Consider the following 24,175-nt stretch of genomic DNA (forward strand, 5'->3'; position numbering starts at 1 on the left):
GATCATGTTCAAGCGAAGTACCTTTCCCCTGGGGGGCGCCGCACTGTGCGGCGCCCTGCTCGTCAGTGGCTGCGCCAACCAGATGTCCCAGCGCAGCGACCATGAGGAGCGCGTCGAGCGCAAACTGCTCGAGCACACCCTGCAGATCGATGTCGGCGAGCCGAAGGTGATGGAGCTTCCGCAACGGCGTGTGCGCGTGCATGAGCAGAAGCGCTTCGAAGTCACCGAATTCGAAGTCACCCGCAGCTATGACCGCTATACGCCTTACCAACCCTGGCGGGAGATCTACGAGATCCCGCTGGGTGCGGTGGCTGTGGTGGCAGGCGTGGGTGCCAACGTGGTCAATGTGTTCGCCCTGGGCAACCTGCCGGAAAGCATCACCCACGACTGGCTCAGCTACGGCGTGGACGGGCTCAACCCGTTCATGAACGTGCCGTCCAACGGCCGTGCCCAGCAGAACCTGGCCGGGATCAGCGAAGTGCAGAAAGGCAAGCGCGAGGAATCTACCAGCCTGCCCTGGAGCGAGCGCCTGGTCGAGGTGAAGGCTGGCAAGATGACCCACGAGCTGACCACCGACAGGAACGGCGTGCTGCGCCTGAACCTGCTCGACAGCCCGTTCTCCGAGCAGAACCTCAACCACATCGGTACCCTGCACCTGCAGGTGCTGGACGAGGACAACGCGGTACGTGGCGATGCCAGCCTGCTGGTCAGCGCCACCCTGCGCAACAAGCTGCTCGAAGCCCATGAACTGATCTTCGATGACCTCGAAGATGACGATGTCGGCCAATGGGTACACCGGGTCAAGCGCTTGTCCGAACTGGGCCTGGAAGAGGAAGCCAGTGAAATGGAACAGAGCCTGATCGAACTGACCCGCAACGACCCGGAGTTGCAGCAGGAATTTCTGCAGTCGCTGACCAAGGCCACCGGCAGGTTGGTGGCTGACCCGGGCGCGCAGTAACCCGCATCACGCAATATCTTGTAGGAGCGGCCTTGTGTCGCGATGGGCTGCGAAGCAGCCCCAGGATTTCAGCGTTGATGCATGAAATGCCGGGGCTGCTTCGCAGCCCATCGTGACACAAGGCCGCTCCTACAGGGACCGCGTTAAATTGGCGGGCCATTTATTGAGGCGGGAACAGCTCCAGCTGCTCATGCGCCCCGCGCAAGTCGCGCAACCTCACGCCTACCCCCAACAAGCGTACCGGCTTGCCACCACGGGCAAACGCCTGCCCCAGCAACTGGCGATAACTCTCAAGGTCTCTGCCCGCCCCCGCCTGCTCCATGGTGGTCTGGCTGAAGTCATGGAACTTGACCTTGACGAAGGGCTTTTCCGGCCGGTAACTACTGTCCATGCGGGCGATACGCTGGTTCAGGCTTTCCAGCAGTTCGGGCAGCCGTGCCAGGCAACTGGCCAGGTCCGGCAGGTCGGTGTCGTAGGTGTTTTCCACGCTGACTGACTGCCGGCGGCTGTCATTGTGTACCGCACGCTCATCGATACCCCGCGCCAGCCCCCACAACCGCTCGCCAAAGCTGCCGAACTCGCGCACCAGCGCCAGACGCGACCATTCGCGCAGCTCCAGGCAGGTTTCGATACCCAACCGCGCCATCTTGTCTGCCGTTACCTTGCCCACCCCGTGCAACCTGGCCACCGGCAGGGCGGCAACAAATGCCTCCACTTCGTCCGGGGTAATCACGAACAGGCCATTGGGCTTGCGCCAGTCACTGGCGATCTTGGCCAGGAACTTGTTAGGCGCCACGCCGGCCGAGACAGTGATATGCAGGGTGCGGGCGACGCGGCGGCGGATATCTTCGGCAATGCGCGTGGCGCTGCCCGAGTACCATTGGCTGTCGCTCACATCCAGATAGGCCTCGTCCAGTGACAGCGGCTCGATCAGCTCGGTGTAGTCGCGGAAGATCGTGTGGATTTCCCGCGAGGCCTCGCGGTAGGCCTCGAAGCGCGGCTTGACGATCAGCAGGTCCGGGCACAGTTTCAGCGCGTGCCGCGACGACATGGCCGAACGCACGCCGTAGGCACGCGCCTCATAGTTGCAGGTGGCGATGACCCCACGATGGTCGGCCGAGCCCCCCACCGCCATGGGCCGCCCGGCCAGGCGCGGGTCGTCACGCATTTCGATCGCGGCGTAGAAGCAATCGCAGTCGACGTGGATGATCTTGCGCAAGGACATGGATGACCGTCAGCACTGTAAATTCATACAGATAGTATCGCATGCGTACTGTTGTGAAACAGCTCACCCGCTTCGGCACACGATAATCGGCCTGAAAGCCCCACCGTGCCTGAGCTGCATACATTTGAATACGCTAAGGGGTTGAACAAAAAAGGTTTTTCCAGAACATTTGCTTGACAATGGGAAGAGAATCCGTAGAATTCGATCTCACAGGCGCGGGATGGAGCAGCCTGGTAGCTCGTCGGGCTCATAACCCGAAGGTCGTCGGTTCAAATCCGGCTCCCGCAACCAGATTCGAGAAAAGGCCACTGTTAACGCAGTGGCCTTTTTCTTTGTGCGCAGAAAACCTCTGCCAGCAAAAAGTGTCGAGAAATCAAACGTTAGCGCTTGACACACCCGCCACAAGCTGTAGAATCCGCCCCACTGACGCGGGATGGAGCAGCCTGGTAGCTCGTCGGGCTCATAACCCGAAGGTCGTCGGTTCAAATCCGGCTCCCGCAACCAGATTCAAGAAAAGGCCACTGTATACACAGTGGCCTTTTTCTTTGCCTCTGAAAATGTGCATCGCTAGCCTGAAGTTCAAAAAGCTTGACAACCAATCGCCAAGCTGTAGAATGCGCCCCTCTGACGCGGGATGGAGCAGCCTGGTAGCTCGTCGGGCTCATAACCCGAAGGTCGTCGGTTCAAATCCGGCTCCCGCAACCATATTCGTCAGAACAAACCCCGCCTGTGTAACAGCAGCGCGGGGTTTGTCGTTTTCGCCCCTCTGCTTTTTCCTCGCCTCGAATTCCCTCGCCCCCTCAGCCACCCCCTGGCTAGAAAGGGCGTGCCTTGGATGAACTATCTTTAACCCGGCCAGGCCGCTGCAAGCGCCCGAGCCCGGAGTAACATGGGGATACGTTTTTCTAAGGGACTTTCACTTGGCCGCACCTTCCCCTCTCCTCGCGCTGCATGCCCGAGGCAACCAATGACTTCGCCAAACCCAGAACCGGCAGCGCCGCTCGCCTCGGCGCTGCCGGGGGCCGTGCAACGCCTGCCCTTGCTCGAGCGCTTGAGCCGCTACCGTCAGCCCATCAGCCTGGCAGTGACCCTGGTGTTGTTCACCATGGCCTTGATCGCCTGCCGCCACCTGTTGAGCGAGTTGGATATCTATGCCTTGCACGATGCCATGCTCAGCGTACCGACCCAGGCACTGCTCGGTGCCTTGCTGGCAACCGTGGCCGGCTTCCTGATTCTGCTGGGTTACGAGTGGTCGGCCAGCCGCTATGCCGGTGTGAAACTGCCGCTGCCCAGCCTGCTGCTGGGCGGCTTCAGTGCCTTTGCCATCGGCAACGCCATCGGCCTGTCGATGCTGTCGGGAGGTTCGGTGCGCTACCGCCTGTATGCGCGGCAAGGGGTCGGCGCAGGCGAAGTGGCGCGGATGAGCGTGTTCGCCAGCCTATCGCTGGGCTGTGCGCTACCGCCCCTGGCCGCCTTGGCGACCCTGAGCGACCTGCCGGCGGCCTCGGCCGCACTGGGTCTGGCGACGGGCTTGCTGGCGGGTATCGCCATAGCCGTGCTGGTGCTGTGCAGCGTGCTGGTGTTCGGCCTGTACCGCCGGCGCCTGGCCGAACAACCACTGGCCGATAACCTGCTGGTACAGCTAGGCCGGCGCACACTACGCCTGCCCAGCGCCCGCCTGACCGCCCTGCAACTGCTGATCACCGCACTGGATGTCGCGGCTGCCGCCACCGTGCTGTATCTGCTGCTGCCCGAAGCACCGCCATTTGGTGCCTTTGTCCTGGTGTATTTGCTGGCCTTGGCCGCAGGTGTGCTCAGCCACGTACCGGGCGGCGTCGGGGTGTTCGAAGCGATCCTGCTGGCAGCGTTTGCCGACCAACTCGGCGCGGCGCCGCTGGCAGCAGCACTGCTGCTGTATCGGCTGATCTACGTGGTACTGCCGCTGCTGCTGGCCTGCGTGCTGCTGTTGGCCAACGAAGCCCGGCGCCTGCTGTTCGCGCAACAGGCTATCAAGGCCGCTTCCGGGCTGGCTGCGCCGATCCTGTCGATCCTGGTGTTCCTGTCCGGGGTGGTGCTGCTTTTCTCCGGGGCCACGCCGGAGATCGACACCCGCCTGGAGCACATGGGTTTCCTGGTACCGCACCGCCTGATCGACGCCTCGCACTTCGGCGCCAGCCTGATCGGCGTGCTGTGCCTGCTGCTGGCCCAGGGCCTGCGCCGGCGCCTGTCCGCCGCCTGGCTGCTGACCACCGTGCTGTTGCTGGTCGGCGCCCTGCTGTCGCTGCTCAAGGGCTTCGATTGGGAAGAGGCCTGCCTGCTGACCCTTACTGCCACCCTGCTCGCTCTGTTCCGCCGCTCCTTCTACCGCCCCAGCCGCTTGCTCGAGTTGCCGTTCTCGCCGGTGTTTCTGGTAGCCAGCGCCTGTGTGGTGGGCGCATCGGTGTGGCTGTTGCTGTTCGCCTACCAGGATGTGCCCTACAGCCATCAGCTGTGGTGGCAGTTCACCCTCGATGCCGACGCCCCGCGCGGCCTGCGCGCCGCCATGGGCAGCGCCTTGCTGCTGGCGGCGGTGGCCCTGACCTGGCTGCTGCGCACGGCACCACCGGTAATCCACCTGCCCGATGAACAGGAACTGCAGCGGGCCAACCGCATTCTGCTGGCCTCTGACCAGCCCGATGGCGGCCTGGCGCTGACCGGCGACAAGGCGCTGTTGTTCCACCCTGCTGACAACGCCTTCCTCATGTACGCCCGTCGCGGTCGCAGCCTGGTGGCCTTGTACGACCCGATCGGCCCGGCCCAGGAGCGCGCCGAGATGATCTGGCAGTTCCGCGACCTGTGCGACCTGCACCATGCCCGCCCGGTGTTCTATCAGGTGCGCGCCGAGAACCTGCCGTTCTACATGGACATCGGCCTGACCGCGCTGAAGCTGGGCGAAGAAGCCCGGGTCGACTTGCGCCGCTTCGACCTCGAAGCCAAGGGCAAGGAGATGAAGGACCTGCGCTACACCTGGAACCGTGGCGGCCGTGACGGCCTGAGCCTGGAGATCCACGAGCCCGGGCATGCTCCGCTGGCCGAGCTGAAGGAAATTTCCGACGCCTGGCTCGGCGGCAAGAACGTGCGTGAGAAAGGCTTCTCGCTGGGGCGCTTCAGCCCTGAGTACCTGCAGCATTTTCGCATTGCCCTGATCCGCTTTCAGGGCCGCCCGGTGGCTTTCGCCAACCTGCTTGAAACCCATGGCAATGAACTGGCCAGCCTTGACCTGATGCGGGCCCACCCCGAAGCCCCGAAGCTGACCATGGAATTCATGATGATCGGCCTGATCCTGCACTACAAAAGCCATGACTACGCCCGCTTCAGCCTGGGCATGGTGCCGCTTTCCGGGCTGCAGCCGCGGCGTGGCGCGCCCTTGACCCAGCGCCTGGGCTCGATGGTGTTCCGCCGTGGCGAGCAGCTTTACAACTTCCAGGGGCTTCGACGCTTCAAGGACAAGTTCCAACCGGACTGGGAACCCCGCTACATGGCCGTGCCGGCCGGGCTCGACCCGCTGGTGGCACTGGCCGACACCGCCGCCCTGATTGCAGGCGGCCTGACTGGATTGGTGAAACGTTGATGACCCGACGCTTTTGGCTGTACCTGCTGGTTCCCCTGCTGTTGGCCGCCCTGGGAGGCGCGCTGGCGTTCTGGCTATGGACGCGCCCGGCCCCCGAGGCGCGCCTGGAACAACTGAGCATCAATGGCACCCCTATCACCCGCGTGACCCCAGGCGTGCACCCCAAAGCCCGGGTGGCCATCGGTGTCCCTCAGGACCAGGCGCTGACCGACAGGCAACTGCTGGACCTGGCACAGGCCGGCGAAGCGCAACTGGTGCAGGTGATCGTGCCGCCCAACGACTGCAGCAAGCAGCAACAGGCCCTAGACCAGGCCCTGGGCCAATTGTCGGAGAAGCCGACCCTGGTCGCCGGCATCGGCCCTGGCGCCGCCCAGGCCTGGCGCTGGCTGGCCAGCCAGAACAACGACAAGGCGCGGGCGATTTCCGTGGACTTCAGCCTGGAACAGCCCGGCTGCCAGGCGCCGCTGCCGAAGTCGGCCGCCCATGGCCACTGGAACGTCGCCTGGAACGACAACCCGGATGACGCCAGCGCCGCTTTCGTGCGCGACCAGGCCAATGCCGAAACCAGCATCAGCGACTACGACATCCACCTGCCACAAGTGCTCAAGGCCCAGCTCACCCAGGCCCTGGTCGGCCACGATGGCAACGCCCTGGCCATCCCGGTGGTCGAGGTACCGGCCGGGCAGACTACCGACACGGTCACCCTGTTCCTTTCCGGTGATGGTGGCTGGCGGGACCTGGACCGCGACGTGGCCGGGGAAATGGCCAAGCTTGGCTACCCGGTGGTCGGCATCGATACGTTGCGCTACTACTGGCAGCACAAGACTCCGGAACAAAGCGCCGCCGACCTGTCCGAGCTGATGCAGCACTATCGGCAGAAGTGGGGCACCAAGCGCTTCGTGCTGACCGGCTATTCGTTCGGCGCCGACGTGCTGCCGGCGATCTACAACCGCCTGCCGGCCGAGGACCAGCAGCGTATCGACGCGGTGATGCTGCTGGCCTTTGCCCGCAGTGGCAGCTTCGAGATCGAAGTCGAGGGCTGGCTGGGCAAGGAAGGCCAGGAAGCGCCAACCGGGCCTGAAATGGCCAGGCTGCCGGCTTCCAAGGTGGTGTGCGTGTATGGTGTGGAAGAAACCGACGAGAGCGGCTGCACCGACAAGACTGCGGTGGGTGAACGCCTGAAGCTGCCAGGGGGGCACCACTTCGACGAAAACTACCCGGCATTGGCCAAGCGCCTGATCGGCGAGATCGAGACACGCCAGGGCAAGTCCAGCGTGGCTGAGCAGAACTGATAAGACCTTGCGACCCATTCGCGGGTAAACCCGCTCCCACAGGTACAGCGCAAGCTTTGAAAGCTATGCGGTCCATGTGGGAGCGGGTACTGCCTTGAAATCTGTATTGCACCTCAGATCTCGACCTGGGTCCCCAGCTCGATCACCCGGTTCAACGGCAGGTTGAAGAAGCGCAAGTTGCCGTTGGCATTCTTCAGCAGGAACGCAAACAGGTTGCCCCGCCAGCGCGACATCCCCTCCAGCCGTGAGGCGATCACGGTCTCGCGGCTGAGGAAGTAGGTGGTGCGCATCGGGCTGAAGTCCAGCTCTTCCAGGTGGCAAAGCTTCAGCGCCGCCGGCACATCCGGTTCGTCCATGAAGCCAAAGTGCAGCAGCACGCGGAAGAACCCGTCGCCATAAGCCTCCACTTCGAAACGCTCCTGCTCCGGTACCCGTGGCCGGTCCTCACTGACAACCGTCAACAGCACGACCTGACTGTGCAGCACCTGGTTATGCAACATGTTGTGCAACAGCGCATGGGGCACCGCATCGGAGCGCGCCGTGAGGAACACCGCCGTGCCTTCGACCCGGTGCGGCGGCTGAATGCGTATGCTGCTGATGAACAGCTGCAGTGGCAGCGCGCCTTCGTCGATACGCTCCATCAGGATTTGCTTGCCGCGCTTCCAGGTGCTCATCAACAGGTACAGCACGCCCCCGGCCAATACCGGGAAGGCACCGCCCTGGGCGATCTTCGGCACGTTGGCGGCAAAGAACAGCCCGTCGACGAACAGGAAGCCCAGCAGGATCGGCACTGCCAGCACCGGTGGCCACTTCCACAGCAGCAGCATCACCGCCGAGACCAGGATGGTGGTCATCAGCATGGTACCGGTCACCGCCACGCCGTAGGCCGCCGCAAGGGCTCCGGACGACTCGAAACCGACCACCAGCAGTACCACGCCGACCATCAGCGACCAGTTGATTGCGCCGATGTAGATCTGCCCCTGTTCGTCGCTGGAGGTATGCTGGATCTGCATCCGGGGAATGTAGCCCAGCTGAATGGCCTGGCGGGTCAGGGAGAACGCCCCTGAGATCACCGCCTGCGAAGCGATCACCGTGGCCATGGTAGCCAAACCGACCATCGGCAGCAGCGCCCAGCCCGGCGCCAGCAGGTAGAACGGGTTACGTGCCGCCTCGGGGTCTTGCAGCAGTAACGCGCCCTGGCCAAAGTAGTTGAGCACCAGCCCCGGCAGTACCAAGGCAAACCAGGCCCGGGCGATCGGCTTGCGGCCAAAGTGGCCCATGTCGGCGTACAACGCCTCGGCACCGGTCAGCGCCAGCACCACCGCACCGAGAATGGCGACACCCATGCCGGGGTGAACCACGAAGAAGTTCACCGCCCAGATCGGGTTGAATGCCTTGAGTACTTCCGGGCTCTGCGAAATGCCATGCACCCCCAGCGCACCCAGCGCCACGAACCAGATGACCATGATCGGGCCGAACAGCTTGCCGATCTTGTCGGTGCCGTGCTTTTGCACCAGGAACAGCGCCACCAATATCACCAGCGAAATCGGCACCACCCAGTGGTCGATACCCTCGAACGCCAGGCCCATGCCCTCTACCGCCGAGAGCACCGACACCGCCGGGGTGATCATGCTGTCGCCATAGAACAACGAAGCGCCGATCAACCCGCAAACCACCATCAACGTGCGCAACCTCGGATAGGCCGCCGTGGCCCGCCGCGCCAGTGCGGTCAACGCCATGGTGCCGCCCTCGCCCTGGTTGTCGGCGCGCAGGATGAACATCACGTATTTGAACGACACAACCCACAGCAGCGACCACAGGATCAGCGACAGGATCCCCAGCACGCCGTCATGGTTGACCGGTACTCCGTACCCGCCGCTGAAGACTTCCTTGAGGGTATACAACGGGCTGGTACCGATATCGCCATAAACTACCCCGACCGCTGCCACGAGCAGGCTCAGCGACCGCGTCGCGCCCTGCTTCCCCTCGTGCCCGCCCTCGGCGTGACTGCTTGCCTGAACCATCGACCACTCCCGCAGACGGCCTTGCAAGGCCAGTAGAATTCCCCATGCGCCAGGTGATACCGATACCCCCGGCGCAATGGCGCGAAGCATAGCGCAGCGTTCGTCGCATTTCTGCTGGTCAAGCGACCCTGCGCTCGCTAGAATTGCGCACTTTTTGATCAGAGGCGCCAAAAGCGCCCGTCAAGATCGCCCCCGATTCCGGTCGGGCGACCTGCATTCAATACCGAGGTTAGTCATGTCCACCACGCCCGCCACCCCCAAGGTAGGTTTCGTAAGCCTGGGTTGCCCAAAAGCCCTGGTCGATTCCGAGCGCATCCTGACCCAGCTGCGCATGGAAGGCTATGAAGTCGTGCCCACCTACGAGGACGCCGACGTGGTGGTGGTCAACACCTGCGGTTTCATCGACAGCGCCAAGGCCGAGTCGCTGGAAGTGATCGGCGAAGCGATCAAGGAAAACGGCAAAGTCATCGTCACCGGCTGCATGGGTGTCGAGGAAGGCAGCATCCGTGACGTGCACCCGAGCGTGCTGTCGGTCACCGGCCCGCAGCAGTACGAGCAGGTGGTCAACGCCGTGCACGAAGTGGTGCCGCCACGCCAGGACCACAACCCGCTGATCGACCTGGTGCCGCCGCAGGGCGTCAAGCTGACCCCGCGCCACTATGCGTACCTGAAGATTTCCGAAGGCTGCAACCACAGCTGCAGCTTCTGCATCATCCCGTCCATGCGCGGCAAGCTGGTCAGCCGCCCGGTCGGCGAAGTGCTGAGCGAGGCCGAGCGCCTGGTCAAGGCCGGGGTCAAGGAAATCCTGGTGATTTCCCAGGACACCAGCGCCTATGGCGTCGACGTCAAGTACAAGACCGACTTCTGGAACGGCCGCCCGGTCAAGACCCGCATGCTCGAACTGTGCGAAGCACTGAGCAGCCTGGGTGCCTGGGTACGCCTGCATTACGTTTACCCATACCCGAACGTCGACGACGTGATCCCGCTGATGGCCGCCGGCAAGATCCTGCCGTACCTGGACATCCCGTTCCAGCACGCCAGCCCGAAAGTGCTCAAGGCCATGAAGCGCCCGGCGTTCGAAGACCGCACCCTGGCGCGTATCAAGAACTGGCGCGAGCAGTGCCCGGAGCTGGTGATTCGCTCCACCTTCATCGTCGGTTTCCCGGGCGAGACCGAAGAAGACTTCCAATACCTGCTGGACTGGCTGACCGAAGCCCAGCTGGACCGCGTGGGCTGCTTCCAGTACTCGCCGGTGGAAGGCGCCCCGGCCAACGACCTGGGCCTGGAAGAAGTGCCGGACGACGTCAAGCAGGACCGTTGGGACCGCTTCATGGCCCACCAGCAGGCCATCAGCGCCGCCCGCCTGCAACTGCGCATCGGCAAGGAAATCGACGTATTGATCGATGAAGTGGAAGAGCAAGGTTCGGTTGGCCGCAGCTTCTTCGACGCCCCGGAGATCGATGGCAGCGTGTTCATCGATGGCGACCACGGTTTCAAGCCGGGTGACAAGGTGCGTTGCCGCGTGGTGGATGCCGACGAATACGACATGTGGGCCGAACCCATCTAATCGCGCTGGAACATAATGCCTGCAGTTGTGTAATTTGGGGCCGCTTCGCGGCCCATCGCCGGCAAGCCGGCTCCCACAGGGGATCGCGCAAATCCTGAATTCTGCGCGGTACCTGTGGGAGCCGGCTTGCCGGCGATGGGCTGCGAAGCGGCCCCGTTAACACTGTCTGACAGGCATTACCGGGTCAGGGGCTTTTTCGTCAGAACGCATGAAAAAGCATCAGGCCGCCCTCTGCATCCGGGCTGGCATCCGAGAAGCCTTTGACCGCATAGAGTTGCACTTTCCACTGCTGGTTGAGCTTGTGGGTCAGGAACAGGGTAAGTTCCCTGATCTGCGCGCCCGTCGAGACGACCTTCTGCCGCCAGTCGTAGGAAGCGCCCGCCGAAGTGCCTGCAGCCACGGGCATGGCGAAGCCGAGGCTGGCAAAAATCGGGTCGTCGAAATCGCTGTCGGGCGGGTCGCCGAACTTCTTCCAGCCCAGGGTCGCGAAGCCGGTCACCGGGCCAAAGGCCTTGGCGATGTCGACCTGGCCGGTGTAGTCGTATTCACCGGTGCCCAGGCACTGGTCTTCATCGGCAGTGGGGAATTTGACCTTGCCGATCAGGTCCAGCATCAGGCCGCCGCCACTGCCATCGAGCAGGGCATAACCGGCGCTGGCAACCGTGTCCCCCAACCCGCTTTCCACATCCCGGCAGCCACCGGGCAAGGGGTCACCGTTCGGGCCCACCTCTGGGTTGGTGATGCGCAGCCAGGGCACGGTGACCTTGTAGGTCATCGGGCCGGTTTCATACTTGCCGACCACGGGGACGTACCAGATTTCCGAGGTTGTACCCGTGCCATAGTCGCCACTTGAATAGTCCATGCCTATGGCGGCGCTGAAGGTATCGCCCAGGGCCGAGGCGCTGGCGCATGACAGCAAGCAGGCGAAAAGAGGGAGCGTGGGTCTCATCTGCACCTCGGTATCCCGGCCGGGAACGGTGATGGCACTTCCCCAGCCTAGTTGCCTAATGCCCAGATCGCTCCGGATGTTCCACTTTTTCGACTTTCTCTGTTGTTTCGGGCCTTTCGATCTTTTCGACCTTCTCTACTTTCTCGACCTTCTCTACTTTTTCTACTTTCTCGATTTTGTCAGGCTTTTCGATCTTCTCGACCTTTTCGGGCTTCTCGATCTTCTCGGCTTTTTCTACTTTCTCTACCTTTTCAATCTTCTCCGCTTTTTCAATCTTTTCCACCTTTTCAAGCTCGACCTTCTGTACCCGGTCAGAGCTTCCACTATTGCTGCTCTCGGGTTGCTCCACGGTTTCGACACGTTCCGACGTTCCGGACCTGTCCACGCCCTCAGCACTGCCCCGACCACTGGAATCGTCAACACCGCCGTGCCCGCTGTGGTCATCACTGCTTTCAATGCGGTCACTGGTCGTATCGCGTCCGCCATGCCCGCTATTGCTGACCCCTTCAACGTCACTGGCACCGTGCTCGCTGCCACGCCCCGAATGCCCTCTGTCCGGGTTGTCGACTCGGTCATCATGGAACTCCACGCGGGTCGCCCGCAGCTCGTGCTTGCCACTGAACACCCCGCTCACCCGCACACGTTGATCGAGCGCCAATGCCGCGGGCTGCTTGCCGACGATCACTGTGCCCTGCCCCAGCGTCACCTTGATGCCTGCCACCACCAGTTGTTGAGCGTGGCTGCGCTGTACCAGCCCTTCGATCACCGCCGCCTGCACACGGCCAGCAAAAGGCAGGCTCGGGTCTGGACGGGTTTGCGCCACTACCAGCTGGCGCCCGGTCCACTGCCCACGCACCAGCACTTCCCGCGCGGGTGCCACACGGGTTCCCAGCTTGAGCCCTTGAAGGCTGCCAGTACGATCAACCGCACCGATGGCACTGGCCTCCCTGAGCCCAGGCGCCCGTTCGATACGACTGGCTACCACTTCGCCCCTGGCATCGCGCAGGCCACTGACCCTGACCGGCTCGCCCGGGCGCAGCCCTTCAGCCACCCGCGCCCCTGCAGCAAGCCGCACAGGTTGGCCCATGACCCGCAGGGGGGCCGAAGCATTGGGCAGAGCCGTCAGCGGCCCTTCGTAAACGTTGAGGATCGAGATGCGCCCTGCTTGCAGGCCGCGCTTGCCGGCAAAGGCCTCCACCGCGACAACCTGGCCGATCGCCAAGTGAGCGCTACTGGCAGGTGCACCGTTTTCACTCACCGGTACATCCTTGCCAAAGTGTACTTCCAGCCCATTGACACAGATCGAGGCGAACCCGGTGATAGTGCCGACGATGCCCGTGCCCCCGGTACCGCCCGGGCGCAGGATCGGTGCGCCGGTACCGCCTACCCCGCCGTTATCAATGAAGGTGCCGTCCACACCGTCGGCCACCGCACCGGTCCCGCCCGTGCCGCCGGGACGCTGCGGCAGCGGCGCACCAGTGCCACCCACTCCGCCGTTTTCGCTACGCACACCGGTACCGCCGACACCGCCCGTTCTGGCGCCGGTACCTCCAATACCACCCGGAAACTGCAAGCCCGCCGCACCCGCCATACCCACTTCGTCACGGCTGACACACACCGGCGCTGCGACCACCTCGCCAGGCGCCATCAGGTTCAGCCCGAAGCCCAGGATCAGCGTGACGACACTGAGGCAGCGCGCGAAGGAAGTCATGGCTCTGATGTCTTCGACAAATCGGGGTCGGTAGTCTCAGTGTAGAAATAAAGCCCGACAGTGATGCGCTGACGTTGCTCGGCGCTGGGTACATCGCCCTCTTCCAGGCCTGATGCGAGCCGGCTGAAGGCAAGCAGCATCTGCATGCCATCCTTTTCCACTGCTGCACGCAAGTGGTCGACGCTGGCCGGGCTCAAGGCGTCGTAGTGCACGCTGCGTTCAAAGAACGGCTGGCCGTCCCCACTCAGGTTGTGCACTGCTGCACAGGCATGGTCATGCAGGTTGTGGCCAAAGTACGCGGCCTTTTCGTCGAAGCCTTTCTGCGGCACGAATGCCTGGGCTTCCAGGTGCACACAGTCGTGCTCATCGAGCCGGACGATACCCAGGCGCAACCACTCATCCAGCACCACCCGCCCGCGGATGTCGGTGCTGACTTTCGCCACCAGGGCATCGAACGAGCTATCGCCGCCGACACTCGCCAGGCGCGGCAACGGCAGCGCCTGGCCAGGCTCCGAGCAGAACGGCTTGCCGGTGGTCCACATATTGACCAACTGCGCACCTAACGTGATGTTTTCCGGCAGCGCGCCGAGCGATTCGCCCCCCTCGCTGCGCAGACGCCGGACATCCTTGCGATGCACGCCCGTGAGCAGGCTGATGCGGCTGTCGGTCGGCACTGTACCGTCCAGGCGAAATTCGCGATGAGCCACATCGACGAACACTTCCTTGAGCAGGTCGGCGAACATCGGGAAAGTGACCCCTTTGCGCAGCATCAGGCGCACCAGAGGACGCATGACACGCCGCAGTGCGCTTAACATCGAAGGGGGGATGGTAGGCGATTGCATTGAGCGCATTCCTTGACAGATGAACCCAGTATACGACGCGGGAAAAGATCCCACACCAACTGTAACCATATCCCTGACGAGATGAGGGATAGTCGTCGGCGCTCATTGCATTTCGCGTTGAGTGGGGCTGCCGTGTATCCGAACCTGGCCTCACGCAGGCCCGCCCCGTAGGCGCTGCATGAGACCGTTCAGAGCCAGTCAGCTCCTGCTGTTGTCATCACCCGGTTCGCCTGCGGCATGCTCACCGCGGTCATCACCCGGTTCGCCACCCAGATGGTCGCCACGATCATCACCAGGTTCACCACCAACATGATTGCCGTGGTCATCGCCAGGCTCACCGCCAACATGATTGCCATGATCGTCCCCGGGCTCACCGCCAACGTGATTGCCATGATCGTCACCGGGCTCGCCGCCAACGTGATTACCGTGATCGTCCCCAGGCTCACCGCCAACGTGATTGCCATGATCGTCACCTGCTTCAGCGTGGTTGCCGCTGCGCCCAGAGTTCGAGGAACCGTCGTGGCCGCGCCCACTGTTGCCGGCATGGCCATCTCCATCCCCGCCAGCGCCGTGGCCGCCGCCTTCACCGCCATGGCCACCGCCACCACCGTGACCACCGCCGCCACCGCCATGGCCACCACCGCCGCCACCGTGACCACCGCCGCCACCGCCATGACCGCCACCGCCGCCACCGTGACCGCCGCCGCCACCGCCATGACCGCCACCGCCGCCACCGTGCCCGCCACCGCCATGACCACCACCGCCGCCACCGTGACCGCCACCGTGACCGCCACCGCCACCTCCACCGCCATCCTTGGCGTAGGCGCTGGAGCCACTGGATATCGAGTCTGGGATCAGAACGATGGAAGTCGACAGCACGCCAGCAACGGCTACAGCCAATAGAGCCTTTTTGAACAGCACATGGATTTGCATATTTCGTCTCCAGGTTGTCGCCATGAGAAACGCCAAATCGAGCCGGGAATCCTGAGTTCGGTTGTTGCCTTTCGATGCGTGGGAATTTTTCCCACGAAAAAGTAATAGACCGGCGAATACCGAGGTGCAAGCAGCGCACGGACAAGCCGACCAGTGGTTGGCCTGCTATGTTTGCCTTATCGTCATGGAGGAACACCGGCATGCATTCGGTACTGACGCTGCAAACCCCGCGCTTGGGTGACTACGGCGAACTGGCACAGGTGTGGGAGGACTCGGTACGTGCCACCCACGACTTCCTGCCGGATGGCTACATCGTCCTGCTACGCGACCAGGTACTGCGTCGCTACCTCGACGCCGTAATGCTGATCTGCTGCAAGGACCGCCAGCGCATCTGTGGTTTCGCCGGGGTCGCCAACGGGCGCGTGGACATGCTGTTCGTCGCACCGCACTACCGTGGCAAAGGGGTTGGCAAGCGCCTGCTGCACTATGCAATAGACGAACTGAATGCCGAACGGCTGGATGTCAATGAACAGAACCCGCAAGCCTTGGGCTTCTACCTGCATGAGGGCTTCGAGGTGATCGGCCGTTCGGAGACCGACGGCCTGGGGCAACCCTACCCGTTGCTGCACATGCGCCTGCGCAAAACGGCGTAAATGACACAGATTCCCAGCCCCTCGGCCGCGCGGGCAGGTACAATGCAGGTCTTTCCCTGCCTTTGCGAATTGCCGTCATGTCCGAACCCGTCCGCCTGTCCAAACGCCTTATCGAGCAGCTTGGCTGCTCCCGCCGCGAGGCCGAGCAGTATATTGAAGGCGGCTGGGTCACAGTCGATGGCGTGGTGGTCGAGCAACCGCAGTTCAAGGTCGAACAGCAACGCGTCGAACTGCTGCCGGGTGCCCGTGCCGAAACGCTGGAACCGGTAACCCTGCTGCTGAACCAACCGGCCAGCGTGGATAGCGAAACCGCCCGCGCCAGCATGAACATGAGCACCCTCAGCGAAGCCCACCGCGAAGGTGTGCGCGCCTTGCACGGGCATTTTGCCCGGCAGGCCTGCGTGGCGCCGCTGGAGCGCGGTGCCAGCGGCCTGCAGGTATTCACCCAGGACTGGCGGGTAACCCGCAAGATCGAAGCCGACCTGCGCCGCCTCGAACAGGAATTCATCGTAGAAGTGCGCGGCGAGACCACGCCCCAGGCGCTGGAACGCCTGGCACGCGGTGCCACCCGCAATGACCGCGAGCTGCCTAGAGCCAAGGCCAGCTGGCAGAACGAGACCCACCTTCGCATGGTCCTGAAAAACCCGCAGCCAGGGCAGATCGCCGAGCTGTGCGCCTACCTGCGCCTGGAGCTGGTCGGCATGCGCCGCATCCGCCTGGGTGGCGTGTCAATGGGCAAGTTGCCCCTGGGCCAGTGGCGCTACCTGGCCACTACCGAACGTTTCTAAGCAATACGCCGCGCCCACAGGCGCGGCACCTGAACAGGATTCTGCAACAATGAACCACAACGACGTCCTGCGCAGCCTGCGCTACATGCTCAAGGTGAATGACGCCAAGATGGCCGAAATCATCGGGCTATCTGGCCTCGACGTGCACCCCCTGGTACTGGCCACCTACCTGAAGAAGGAAGACGAGGAAGGCTTCGTGCGCTGCCCGGAACGGGTCATCGCGCACTTTCTCGACGGCCTGGTGATCCACCGTCGCGGCAAGGATGACAGCCGCCCGCCGCAGCCGATCGAGCTGCCGGTGACCAACAACCTCATCCTCAAGAAGCTGCGGGTGGCTTTCGAGCTCAAGGAAGATGACCTGCATGCGATCCTCAAGTCGGTCAACTTCCCGGTCAGCAAACCCGAGCTCAGTGCGTTGTTCCGCAAGGCTGGCCATGACAACTACCGCCCCTGCGGCGACCAGTTGCTGCGCAATTTCCTCAAGGGCCTGACCCTGCGCGTGCGCGGCTGATTGGCCATGCAGCACACGGTTACCCCGGTCGGCGTCATCCGCTCCTGTTTCAAGGAGAAGTTTGCCATCCCGCGCCAGCCGCAACTGGCGCCCGCCGCACGCGGAGTGCTCGAGCTGCTGCCGCCGTTCGACCAGGGCGATGCGGTCGAGGGGCTGGAGCAGGTCAGCCATGTCTGGCTGCTGTTCCTGTTTCACCAGGCACTGGAAGACAAACCCCGTCTGAAGGTGCGGCCACCGCGGCTGGGCGGGAACAAGAGCATGGGTGTGTTCGCCACCCGCGCCACCCACCGGCCCAATGGCATCGGTCAGTCGGTGGTACGCCTGGAAGGCGTGGAACCCGGGCGGCTGCTGCTGTCTGGTATCGACCTGCTGGACGGTACGCCGGTGCTGGACATCAAGCCGTATGTGCCGTACGCCGATAGCATCGCTGGCGCCAGCAACCAGATGGCCAGCCAGGCGCCAGCCGCGATCGCCGTGCAGTGGGGCGACAACGCCCTGCTCCAGGCCCGCGAACATGCACTGCGCCTGGGTGAACCGCTGGTGGAGCTGATCGAGCAATGCCTGGCGCAGGACCCACGGCCGGCCTACCAGGTGCCGCCGGCGGAGCGGGTGTATGGGGTGAAGTTCTGGGATGTGCAGGTGCGCTGGCACTACCCGCAACCGGACGTGATCCGGGTGCTGGAGGTGGTGCTGGCCTGACCTCTGGACTGTGCGCGGTCTTCGCGCCTGTACGCGGTCCCTTGTAGGAGCGCGCACAGGTATGAAGGCACATGAAAAAGGCGACCCTGAGGTCGCCTTTTTCTTTTCACCATCCCGCGATCAGCGAGCCGGGCCTTCAGCCACGCCCAGGTCGTCGGTCGGACGAGTATCGACCAGCGGCGCACCACCGGAGGCCAGCTCCGATGCCAGCTTGTCGTTGTCCATTTCCTTCACCCACTTGGCCACGACCACGGTGGCAACGGCGTTGCCAACCAGGTTGGTCAGGGCGCGGGCTTCGGACATGAAGCGGTCGATGCCGAGGATCAGCGCCAGGCCGGCAACCGGCAGATGGCCAACAGCCGACAGGGTGGCGGCCAGCACGATGAAGCCCGAGCCGGTAACGCCGGCAGCACCCTTGGATGCCACCAGCAGCACCAGCAGCAAGGTGATCTGGTGAGTGATGTCCATGGTGGTGTCAGTGGCCTGGGCGATGAACACCGCAGCCATGGTCAGGTAGATCGAGGTGCCATCGAGGTTGAACGAGTAACCGGTCGGGATGACCAGGCCAACCACCGACTTCTTCGCACCCAGGCGCTCCATCTTCGCCAGCATGCGTGGCAAGGCCGATTCCGAGGAGGAAGTGCCCAGTACGATCAGCAGTTCTTCACGGATGTAGCGGATCAGCTTGAGGACGCTGAAGCCGTGGGCGCGGCAGATACCACCCAGCACCACCAGCACGAACAGCAGGCAGGTGATGTAGAAGCAGGCCATCAGGTAGCCAAGCTGCACCAGCGAACCAACGCCGTACTGGCCGATGGTGAAGGCCATTGCACCAAATGCACCGACCGGGGCCAGCTTCATGATCATGTTGATGATGTTGAACATGACATGGGCGAAGCGGTCGATCATGTCCAGCACCGGCTTGCCGTAGCTGCCCAGGCGGTGCAGGGCGAAGCCGAACAGCACGGAGAACATCAGCACTTGCAGGATGTCGCCGTTGGCGAAGGCGCCGACCACGGTGTTGGGAATGACGTTGAGCAGGAAGCCGACAGTGGTCTGCTGCGCGCCGGCGGCGGCGTAGGCAGCCACGCTGCTGGCGTTCAGGGTGCTGACGTCGATGTGCATGCCAGCGCCCGGCTTGACCACGTTGACGACGACGAGGCCGATGATCAGGGCGATGGTGGAGACGATTTCAAAGTACAGCAGCGCGTAACCGCCGGTCTTGCCGACCGACTTCATGCTCTGCATGCCGGCGATGCCGCTGACCACGGTGCAGAAGATGATCGGGGCGATGACCATCTTGATCAGTTTGACGAAGCCGTCACCCAAGGGTTTGAGAGCGACGCCCGTCTCCGGGTAGTAGTGGCCGAGCAGGATGCCGATGGTGATGGCGACCAACACCTGGACATACAGGGATTTGTACAGCGGCTGACGTGTCGTCATGGCTAATTTTCCTCAAGTGTGCCGGTTCACCCTTCCCAGGGCGATGGGGCACCTGAATCGCTAACCCTCCTGCACCCGGAGGGATTTGTCGTTGTGTTCGAGCTGCCTGGGCAGGCCTCTGCGAGGATCAATAGCAAGGGTGGTGCCAAAATGCCCACGAAGGGTGCAAGGGCCGTATTTGCAAGGGATAAACGCCCAACGACGGGGCGACTTGCCTGAGGTGGGCTGGCGGATTTCCGCCCGATGGCGGGATTTGTACAGGGGCATTGGCGGGAATCCGCCCATCATCAATAGCCTGGGCTGGCCTCTTCGCGGGTAAACCCGCTCCCACAGTGACCGGGCTGCATTCAGATCCTCTGCGGTCTTGTGGGAGCGGGTTTACCCGCGAAGAGGCCGGCACAGGCTAAAAATCAATCCAGGTTGAATGTAATCCTGAACGCCGCGCCCCCCAGAGGAGAATCACCCAGGCTCAACTCGGCGTCATAGCTGTCGACGATATCCTTGACCACCGCCAGCCCGATCCCCTGCCCCGGATGCTGGCTGTCGAGCCGCTCCCCACGCTCCAGAATCCGCTCACGCTGATCCACCGGCACCCCCGGCCCGTCGTCCTCGATGCACAAGGTCAACAGCCCAGGCGCCTGCTCCAGGCTCACGCGCACCTGACCAAGGCTCAGGCGGTAGGCGTTCTCCAGCAGGTTGCCCAGCAGCTCCAGCAACGCGCCCTGCTCCATCGGCACCTGCGCCGCCTCGGGCAGTTGCAGGGTCACCCCCACCCGCTTGTCCCGGTACACCTTGGCCAAGGTGCTGCACAGGCTGTCCAGCAGCGGTCGCAGCAGCACGCTGTGGCGTACCAGGCCGCTCTTGCGCAAGCTGGCGCGTTGCAGCTGGTAGTCGATCTGCTGGCTCATGCGCTCGATCTGGCTCTGCAGCACGCGCGCCTGCTCGCGCTCGCCGCTACGCTGCTGCAGGCTTTCGCCCACCCCCTGCAACACCGCCAGCGGCGTCTTCAGGCTGTGCGCCAGGTCATCGAGCGAATCACGGTAGCGCTGGCGCTGCTCGCGCTCGCTGCGCAACAGGCGGTTCAGCGAGCCGGTCAGGCGCAGCAGCTCACGTGGGTGTTCGCCGCTCAGGCCATCGCGCTCGCCCGATTCCACATCGTCCAGCTCGCGACTGAGCCGGCGCAACGAACGCAGGCCCCAGGTCAAACCGGCCCATAGCAGCGCCAGCAGCGCCAGCAAGGCCGCGCCAAAGCCCAGATAGAGCTTTTCGCGCAGGCCATCGAGGGTGTGCTGGTATTCGCGCACAGGTTGCAGGGCAACGATGCTGTAAGCGGCGCTCTGGCCACCCAGCAGCTTTATCTCGACGTCATAGACGAAGAACTCTTCGCCATCGGCCTGGTGAATACGGGCAAATTCATTGCCACGGCCGTCGTAGCGCGGGCGGTAGTTGATGTTCTGCGCGGCGGTAGCCCGCGACTGCCAGACCAGCTCGCCGTCGCGGTCGAAGATATAGCCGAGCAGGCCGGTGTATGGCAGGTTGTAACGCTCGTCCGGCAGCAGCGTCGGCATCTGCAGTTGGCCATGTTCGATGCGCGCAGCGGAAATCAGCGTGGTCACATCCGAAGCCAGGCGTTGTTCGATCGACTCCTGCAGGGCCAGGCTGAAGGCTTTCTGCAAGGCCGGCAGCAGCGCCAGCATGAACAGCAGCGCCAGCACCGCGGCCGCCAGCATCAGGCGCACCCGCAGCGAACGGATCATCGGCAGCGCTCGGTGAACAGGTAGCCCAGGCCGCGCACGGTGTCGATCGGCTTGAAACCGTGCTCGCCCTCGAGCTTGCGCCGCAGGCGGCCGACCAGCACTTCGATGACATTGGGGTCGCGCTCCTCGTCACCCGGGTACAGCTGCTCCATCAGGCGGTCCTTGGCCACCACCTGCTGGTGATGGCGCATGAGGTATTCGAGGATGCGGTATTCGTAGGCCGTCAGAGCCAGGGGCTGCTCGTCCAGCGTCGCCTGCTTGCGGTTGAGGTCGAGCACCAGCGGGCCGGCGGCAATGGTCGATTGGGTGAAGCCGCTGGAGCGGCGCAGCAGGGCGTTCAGGCGCGCCTCGAGTTCTTCGAACTGGAACGGCTTGACCAGATAGTCGTCGGCACCGGCGGCAAGCCCCTCGACCTTGTCCTGCCAGTTGCCGCGGGCGGTGAGGATGAGAATGGGGAAGGTCTTGTCCTGGCTGCGCAGGCGCGTGATCAGTTCCAGCCCGCTGATGCCGGGCAGGCCCAGGTCGATGATGGCCAGGTCGAAGTGGTACTGCCCGGCCTGGTACAGCGCCTCTTCGGCATCGGCCACCGCCTCGACCACATGGCCGCTTTCGCCCAGGCGGGTGTAGAGGTGATGGCGAAGCAGGGCTTCGTCCTCGACCACCAGCAGTTTCATGTGCAGCTCCTTGATATTTATTGCCTGTACCGGCCCTTTCGCGGCTAAAGCCGCTCCCACAGGAATCGCACAGGTTTCAAGAACTGTGCGGTACCTGTGGGAGCGGCTTCAGCCGCGAAGAGGCCGGTACAGGATAACCCGGCTCGCCCGTCAGAACTTGTAGCTTGCAGCCAGGTAGGTCTGCGCGCTGCTGGTCAAGCGCAAGGTGCCGTCCTTCGGCCCGCCGTGCGCACCTACTTCGGTGGCGGCGTTGGTGCGCAGGTAACGGTAGCCCAGCTCCACCGAAGCCTTGTCGGTGATGTCCTGGATCACGCCGGCCTGCAGGCCATACGCGTAACCGTAGTCGGTATCCCGGCTGGCGCCCGGCGAGTCCTGGGTCAGCTTGGTCACGCCCAGGCTGCCGCCGCCGAACAGCTTGGTGGTATCACCCACCGGCAGGAACAGGTCGTAGCTGCCCAGCAGGTTTTCCTGGCGCAGCTTCAGGCCGCTGTGGTCGCCCGAGACATTGTCGTAAGTCATGTAGTAGCGGCCCTGATCATTGATCTTGCCCACTCGCACGCCCCAGGTGTCGTCCTTGCCGATGATGCCGTCGGCGTTGAGGTGGTCGGTGTTGCGCTGCAGCAGGCCGGACTTGCGAACCTTGTCGCTGGTCTGGCCGTAGGTCAGGCTGGCGAAGTTGTCATCAGCGGCCTGGGCAGTGGTGATGCCAGCGGCGCAGACGGCCATGGCGGCAAGCAGGGTGTTGAAGGTTTTCATGGCTGGATACTCCAGTTGGGTGCGCTGTTTCGGTCTGGAAGCTAGAGTAAGCAGGGCACCCTGAACCGCGCCTGAACCCTGGCTGAACCCTGGCTGAACGAACCGTTTGCAGAACAAGGAGTAGTGACCATGCGTGCCCTGCTGGCCTTGACCCTGATGTGCAGCGCCGCCCTCGCCCAAGCGGCGGTACAAACCCGCGAGATCCCCTACCAGGACGCCGACGGCAATCGCCTGGTCGGCTACTACGCCTATGACGACGCTGTCGAAGGCAAACGCCCCGGCATTGTCGTGGTGCATGAATGGTGGGGGCTGAACGACTACGCCAAGCGCCGCGCCCGTGACCTCGCGGCGCTGGGCTACAACGCGCTGGCCATCGACATGTATGGCGACGGCAAGCAAACCGAACACCCTGCCGATGCCCAGGCATTCATGACAGAAGCGCTGAAAGACCCGAAAGCGGCTGCGCGGCGCTTCGATGCCGGCCTCGAACTGCTGAAAATGCAGCCGAACACCAACAAGCATCAACTGGGCGCTGTCGGCTACTGCTTCGGCGGCAAGGTGGTGCTGGATGCCGCACGCCGCGGCGAAAAACTCGACGGCGTGGTGAGCTTCCATGGCGCGCTGGCTACCCAGACCCCGGCCAGGCCTGGGGTGGTTCGCGCGGATATCCTGGTCGAACATGGTGCGGCGGACAGCATGGTTACCCCGCAGCAGGTGGAGGCGTTCAAGGCCGAGATGGATGCGGCCAAGGTCAACTATCAGTTCGTCAGTATCGACGGTGCCAAGCACGGATTTACCAACCCGGACGCGGACCGCTTGAGCCACGGCGAGCATGGCGGGCCGGATATCGGCTACAACAAGGCCGCGGATGAACGCTCCTGGGCGGACATGCAGGCGTTCTTCAAGAAGGTGTTCAAGTAGGGATTACCGGGGCCGCTTTGCGGCCCATCGCGACACAAGGCCGCTCCTACAGGTACTGCGTCGCTTTGTGTAGGAGCGGCCTTGTGTCGCGATGGGCTGCAAAGCAGCCCCAGCTATTCCACCTCCCACACCACCGCTGCGGCTGGCACAATAGCCCCATGAACACACTCCCTGCCTGCTGCGCCCCCCTCCAGTACCACTGGCCCCTACCCCGCCCACTACCTGGCGCGGTGCTGGTCAGTTGCGCCTTCGATCCGACGCGCCTGGCGCCCGACGACTTCCAGCGCACCGGCGTGGTGCCCACTGCCAGCCTGCAACGCTCGGTGGCCAAGCGCCAAGCCGAGTACCTGGCCGGCCGGGTATGTGCCCGTGCCGCGCTGCAGCGCCTGGACGGCCGTGACTATGTACCGGGTACGCACGAGGACCGCTCGCCCATCTGGCCCGCCGGCATCCACGGTTCGATCACCCACGGCAAAGGCTGGGCGGCCGCCGTAGTCGCTGCCGGGGGCAGTTGCCAGGGCCTGGGCCTGGACCAGGAAGCACTGCTGGATGACCAGCGTGCCGAGCGGCTGATGGGTGAAATCCTCACCCCGCCCGAGCTCGAGCGCCTGGACCGCCGCCAGCTCGGCCTTGCAGTCACCCTGACCTTCTCGCTGAAGGAAAGCCTGTTCAAGACGCTCTACCCGCTGACCCGCCAGCGTTTCTACTTCGAACACGCCGAAGTGCTGGACTGGTCTGCCGAAGGCCTGGCCCGCCTGCGCCTGCTCACCGACCTGTCGCCGCAGTGGCGGCATGGCGCCGAGCTGCAGGGCCAGTTCTGCCTGCAGGACGGCCATCTGCTCAGCCTGGTCAGCGCCTGACC

General features: G+C 63.7%; 20 protein-coding genes and 3 tRNA genes. 13 read left to right on the forward strand and 10 right to left on the reverse strand.

Annotated features, from left to right (window positions below; translation table 11 throughout):
* Nucleotides 1–4: 4 nt before the first annotated feature.
* Nucleotides 5–958 carry a hypothetical protein gene (locus R9B85_RS06195; RefSeq protein ID WP_112254244.1) on the forward strand — a complete coding sequence of 318 codons (954 nt, stop codon included), beginning with the start codon at nucleotides 5–7 and terminating at the stop codon, nucleotides 956–958.
* 160 nt (nucleotides 959–1,118) lie between these two features.
* Here R9B85_RS06195 and dinB read toward each other — a convergent pair whose 3' ends face one another.
* The gene (gene dinB / locus R9B85_RS06200) at nucleotides 1,119–2,177 is read right to left on the reverse strand and encodes a DNA polymerase IV (protein WP_181457416.1); all 1,059 of its coding nucleotides are present in this window, start codon (nucleotides 2,175–2,177) and stop codon (nucleotides 1,119–1,121) included.
* 220 nt (nucleotides 2,178–2,397) lie between these two features.
* Here dinB and R9B85_RS06205 point away from each other — a divergent pair.
* The 5 genes from R9B85_RS06205 (at nucleotide 2,398) to R9B85_RS06225 (ending at nucleotide 7,085) form a co-directional block, all read left to right on the forward strand.
* Nucleotides 2,398–2,474, forward strand: a tRNA-Met gene (locus R9B85_RS06205).
* A gap of 136 nt (nucleotides 2,475–2,610) precedes the next feature.
* Nucleotides 2,611–2,687 (forward strand) — tRNA-Met (locus tag R9B85_RS06210).
* 124 nt (nucleotides 2,688–2,811) lie between these two features.
* Nucleotides 2,812–2,888: transfer RNA gene (locus tag R9B85_RS06215), tRNA-Met, on the forward strand.
* Nucleotides 2,889–3,150: 262 nt separating this feature from the next.
* Nucleotides 3,151–5,793 (forward strand): bifunctional lysylphosphatidylglycerol flippase/synthetase MprF, encoded by a 2,643-nt coding sequence (gene mprF, locus R9B85_RS06220; RefSeq protein WP_112254246.1) that lies wholly within the window; start codon nucleotides 3,151–3,153, stop codon nucleotides 5,791–5,793.
* On the forward strand, nucleotides 5,793–7,085 hold the full coding sequence (locus R9B85_RS06225) for a virulence factor family protein (protein ID WP_112254247.1): 1,293 nt from the start codon (nucleotides 5,793–5,795) through the stop codon (nucleotides 7,083–7,085). Before mprF ends, R9B85_RS06225 begins: the two co-directional genes overlap by 1 nt.
* A gap of 113 nt (nucleotides 7,086–7,198) precedes the next feature.
* Here R9B85_RS06225 and R9B85_RS06230 read toward each other — a convergent pair whose 3' ends face one another.
* On the reverse strand, nucleotides 7,199–9,109 hold the full coding sequence (locus R9B85_RS06230) for a potassium transporter Kup (protein ID WP_215521301.1): 1,911 nt from the start codon (nucleotides 9,107–9,109) through the stop codon (nucleotides 7,199–7,201).
* Nucleotides 9,110–9,344: 235 nt separating this feature from the next.
* Between R9B85_RS06230 and rimO the strand changes: the two genes are divergently transcribed.
* Nucleotides 9,345–10,676, forward strand: coding sequence for a 30S ribosomal protein S12 methylthiotransferase RimO (gene rimO, locus R9B85_RS06235; RefSeq protein WP_013973825.1), 1,332 nt, complete (start codon nucleotides 9,345–9,347; stop codon nucleotides 10,674–10,676).
* Between the two features lie 199 nt (nucleotides 10,677–10,875).
* Here the strand turns inward: rimO and R9B85_RS06240 are convergent, their stop codons facing one another.
* From R9B85_RS06240 to R9B85_RS06255, 4 genes are all read right to left on the reverse strand, one after another.
* On the reverse strand, nucleotides 10,876–11,625 hold the full coding sequence (locus R9B85_RS06240; RefSeq protein WP_215521302.1) for a hypothetical protein: 750 nt from the start codon (nucleotides 11,623–11,625) through the stop codon (nucleotides 10,876–10,878).
* A gap of 55 nt (nucleotides 11,626–11,680) precedes the next feature.
* Complete coding sequence (locus R9B85_RS06245; RefSeq protein ID WP_112254250.1) at nucleotides 11,681–13,336, reverse strand: DUF5666 domain-containing protein; 1,656 nt, start codon at nucleotides 13,334–13,336, stop codon at nucleotides 11,681–11,683.
* Complete coding sequence (locus R9B85_RS06250) at nucleotides 13,333–14,178, reverse strand: DUF6502 family protein (protein ID WP_252378924.1); 846 nt, start codon at nucleotides 14,176–14,178, stop codon at nucleotides 13,333–13,335. The genes R9B85_RS06245 and R9B85_RS06250 overlap by 4 nt, the downstream gene beginning before the upstream one ends.
* 188 nt (nucleotides 14,179–14,366) lie before the next feature.
* Nucleotides 14,367–14,990: a hypothetical protein gene (locus R9B85_RS06255; RefSeq protein WP_375149944.1), complete on the reverse strand. Its 624-nt coding sequence runs from the start codon at nucleotides 14,988–14,990 to the stop codon at nucleotides 14,367–14,369.
* A 321-nt stretch (nucleotides 14,991–15,311) separates the two neighbouring features.
* On the opposite strand from R9B85_RS06255, the gene R9B85_RS06260 reads away from it, so the two are divergent.
* The 4 genes from R9B85_RS06260 (at nucleotide 15,312) to tsaA (ending at nucleotide 17,762) form a co-directional block, all read left to right on the forward strand.
* Nucleotides 15,312–15,764 carry a GNAT family N-acetyltransferase gene (locus tag R9B85_RS06260; protein WP_207879308.1) on the forward strand — a complete coding sequence of 151 codons (453 nt, stop codon included), beginning with the start codon at nucleotides 15,312–15,314 and terminating at the stop codon, nucleotides 15,762–15,764.
* A gap of 77 nt (nucleotides 15,765–15,841) precedes the next feature.
* Nucleotides 15,842–16,552, forward strand: a complete 711-nt coding sequence (locus tag R9B85_RS06265) for an rRNA pseudouridine synthase (protein WP_112253471.1) — start codon at nucleotides 15,842–15,844, stop codon at nucleotides 16,550–16,552.
* 49 nt (nucleotides 16,553–16,601) lie between these two features.
* Entirely contained in the window at nucleotides 16,602–17,063 is a 462-nt protein-coding gene (locus R9B85_RS06270; protein ID WP_112253470.1) for a DUF1456 family protein, read from the forward strand.
* A 6-nt stretch (nucleotides 17,064–17,069) separates the two neighbouring features.
* The gene (gene tsaA / locus R9B85_RS06275) at nucleotides 17,070–17,762 is read left to right on the forward strand and encodes a tRNA (N6-threonylcarbamoyladenosine(37)-N6)-methyltransferase TrmO (RefSeq protein WP_112253469.1); all 693 of its coding nucleotides are present in this window, start codon (nucleotides 17,070–17,072) and stop codon (nucleotides 17,760–17,762) included.
* 120 nt (nucleotides 17,763–17,882) lie between these two features.
* Here tsaA and R9B85_RS06280 read toward each other — a convergent pair whose 3' ends face one another.
* From R9B85_RS06280 to R9B85_RS06295, 4 genes are all read right to left on the reverse strand, one after another.
* Complete coding sequence (locus R9B85_RS06280) at nucleotides 17,883–19,205, reverse strand: dicarboxylate/amino acid:cation symporter (RefSeq protein ID WP_025340279.1); 1,323 nt, start codon at nucleotides 19,203–19,205, stop codon at nucleotides 17,883–17,885.
* Between the two features lie 410 nt (nucleotides 19,206–19,615).
* Nucleotides 19,616–20,962 carry an ATP-binding protein gene (locus tag R9B85_RS06285; protein WP_423770902.1) on the reverse strand — a complete coding sequence of 449 codons (1,347 nt, stop codon included), beginning with the start codon at nucleotides 20,960–20,962 and terminating at the stop codon, nucleotides 19,616–19,618.
* Nucleotides 20,959–21,636, reverse strand: a complete 678-nt coding sequence (locus R9B85_RS06290; protein ID WP_025340281.1) for a response regulator — start codon at nucleotides 21,634–21,636, stop codon at nucleotides 20,959–20,961. The genes R9B85_RS06285 and R9B85_RS06290 overlap by 4 nt, the downstream gene beginning before the upstream one ends.
* A 150-nt stretch (nucleotides 21,637–21,786) precedes the next feature.
* Nucleotides 21,787–22,392 (reverse strand): outer membrane beta-barrel protein, encoded by a 606-nt coding sequence (locus R9B85_RS06295; RefSeq protein WP_013973837.1) that lies wholly within the window; start codon nucleotides 22,390–22,392, stop codon nucleotides 21,787–21,789.
* A 129-nt stretch (nucleotides 22,393–22,521) separates the two neighbouring features.
* Here R9B85_RS06295 and R9B85_RS06300 point away from each other — a divergent pair, with 129 nt between their 5' ends.
* A complete protein-coding gene (locus R9B85_RS06300) occupies nucleotides 22,522–23,313 on the forward strand; it encodes a dienelactone hydrolase family protein (RefSeq protein ID WP_423770903.1) in 792 nt (263 codons plus the stop codon).
* Nucleotides 23,314–23,471: 158 nt separating this feature from the next.
* Nucleotides 23,472–24,173, forward strand: a complete 702-nt coding sequence (locus tag R9B85_RS06305; protein ID WP_423770904.1) for a 4'-phosphopantetheinyl transferase family protein — start codon at nucleotides 23,472–23,474, stop codon at nucleotides 24,171–24,173.
* Nucleotides 24,174–24,175 lie beyond the last annotated feature (2 nt).

This window comes from Pseudomonas sp. NLJ1 (genome assembly GCF_049486705.1).
GTDB classification, from domain to species: Bacteria; Pseudomonadota; Gammaproteobacteria; order Pseudomonadales; family Pseudomonadaceae; genus Aquipseudomonas; species Aquipseudomonas inefficax.

Coding starts and splice junctions, on each gene's coding strand:
- R9B85_RS06260 (WP_207879308.1), top strand. CDS start 15,312: ATGCATTCGGTACTGACGCTGCAAACCCCGCGCTTGGGTGACTACGGC.
- tsaA (WP_112253469.1), top strand. CDS start 17,070: ATGCAGCACACGGTTACCCCGGTCGGCGTCATCCGCTCCTGTTTCAAG.
- R9B85_RS06240 (WP_215521302.1), bottom strand. CDS start 11,625: ATGAGACCCACGCTCCCTCTTTTCGCCTGCTTGCTGTCATGCGCCAGC.
- rimO (WP_013973825.1), top strand. CDS start 9,345: ATGTCCACCACGCCCGCCACCCCCAAGGTAGGTTTCGTAAGCCTGGGT.
- R9B85_RS06245 (WP_112254250.1), bottom strand. CDS start 13,336: ATGACTTCCTTCGCGCGCTGCCTCAGTGTCGTCACGCTGATCCTGGGC.
- R9B85_RS06270 (WP_112253470.1), top strand. CDS start 16,602: ATGAACCACAACGACGTCCTGCGCAGCCTGCGCTACATGCTCAAGGTG.
- R9B85_RS06195 (WP_112254244.1), top strand. CDS start 5: ATGTTCAAGCGAAGTACCTTTCCCCTGGGGGGCGCCGCACTGTGCGGC.
- R9B85_RS06255 (WP_375149944.1), bottom strand. CDS start 14,990: ATGGCGGTGGAGGTGGCGGTGGCGGTCACGGTGGCGGTCACGGTGGCG.
- R9B85_RS06295 (WP_013973837.1), bottom strand. CDS start 22,392: ATGAAAACCTTCAACACCCTGCTTGCCGCCATGGCCGTCTGCGCCGCT.
- R9B85_RS06225 (WP_112254247.1), top strand. CDS start 5,793: ATGACCCGACGCTTTTGGCTGTACCTGCTGGTTCCCCTGCTGTTGGCC.
- mprF (WP_112254246.1), top strand. CDS start 3,151: ATGACTTCGCCAAACCCAGAACCGGCAGCGCCGCTCGCCTCGGCGCTG.
- R9B85_RS06250 (WP_252378924.1), bottom strand. CDS start 14,178: ATGCAATCGCCTACCATCCCCCCTTCGATGTTAAGCGCACTGCGGCGT.
- R9B85_RS06265 (WP_112253471.1), top strand. CDS start 15,842: ATGTCCGAACCCGTCCGCCTGTCCAAACGCCTTATCGAGCAGCTTGGC.
- R9B85_RS06290 (WP_025340281.1), bottom strand. CDS start 21,636: ATGAAACTGCTGGTGGTCGAGGACGAAGCCCTGCTTCGCCATCACCTC.
- R9B85_RS06280 (WP_025340279.1), bottom strand. CDS start 19,205: ATGACGACACGTCAGCCGCTGTACAAATCCCTGTATGTCCAGGTGTTG.
- R9B85_RS06300 (WP_423770903.1), top strand. CDS start 22,522: ATGCGTGCCCTGCTGGCCTTGACCCTGATGTGCAGCGCCGCCCTCGCC.
- R9B85_RS06285 (WP_423770902.1), bottom strand. CDS start 20,962: ATGATCCGTTCGCTGCGGGTGCGCCTGATGCTGGCGGCCGCGGTGCTG.
- R9B85_RS06305 (WP_423770904.1), top strand. CDS start 23,472: ATGAACACACTCCCTGCCTGCTGCGCCCCCCTCCAGTACCACTGGCCC.
- R9B85_RS06230 (WP_215521301.1), bottom strand. CDS start 9,109: ATGGTTCAGGCAAGCAGTCACGCCGAGGGCGGGCACGAGGGGAAGCAG.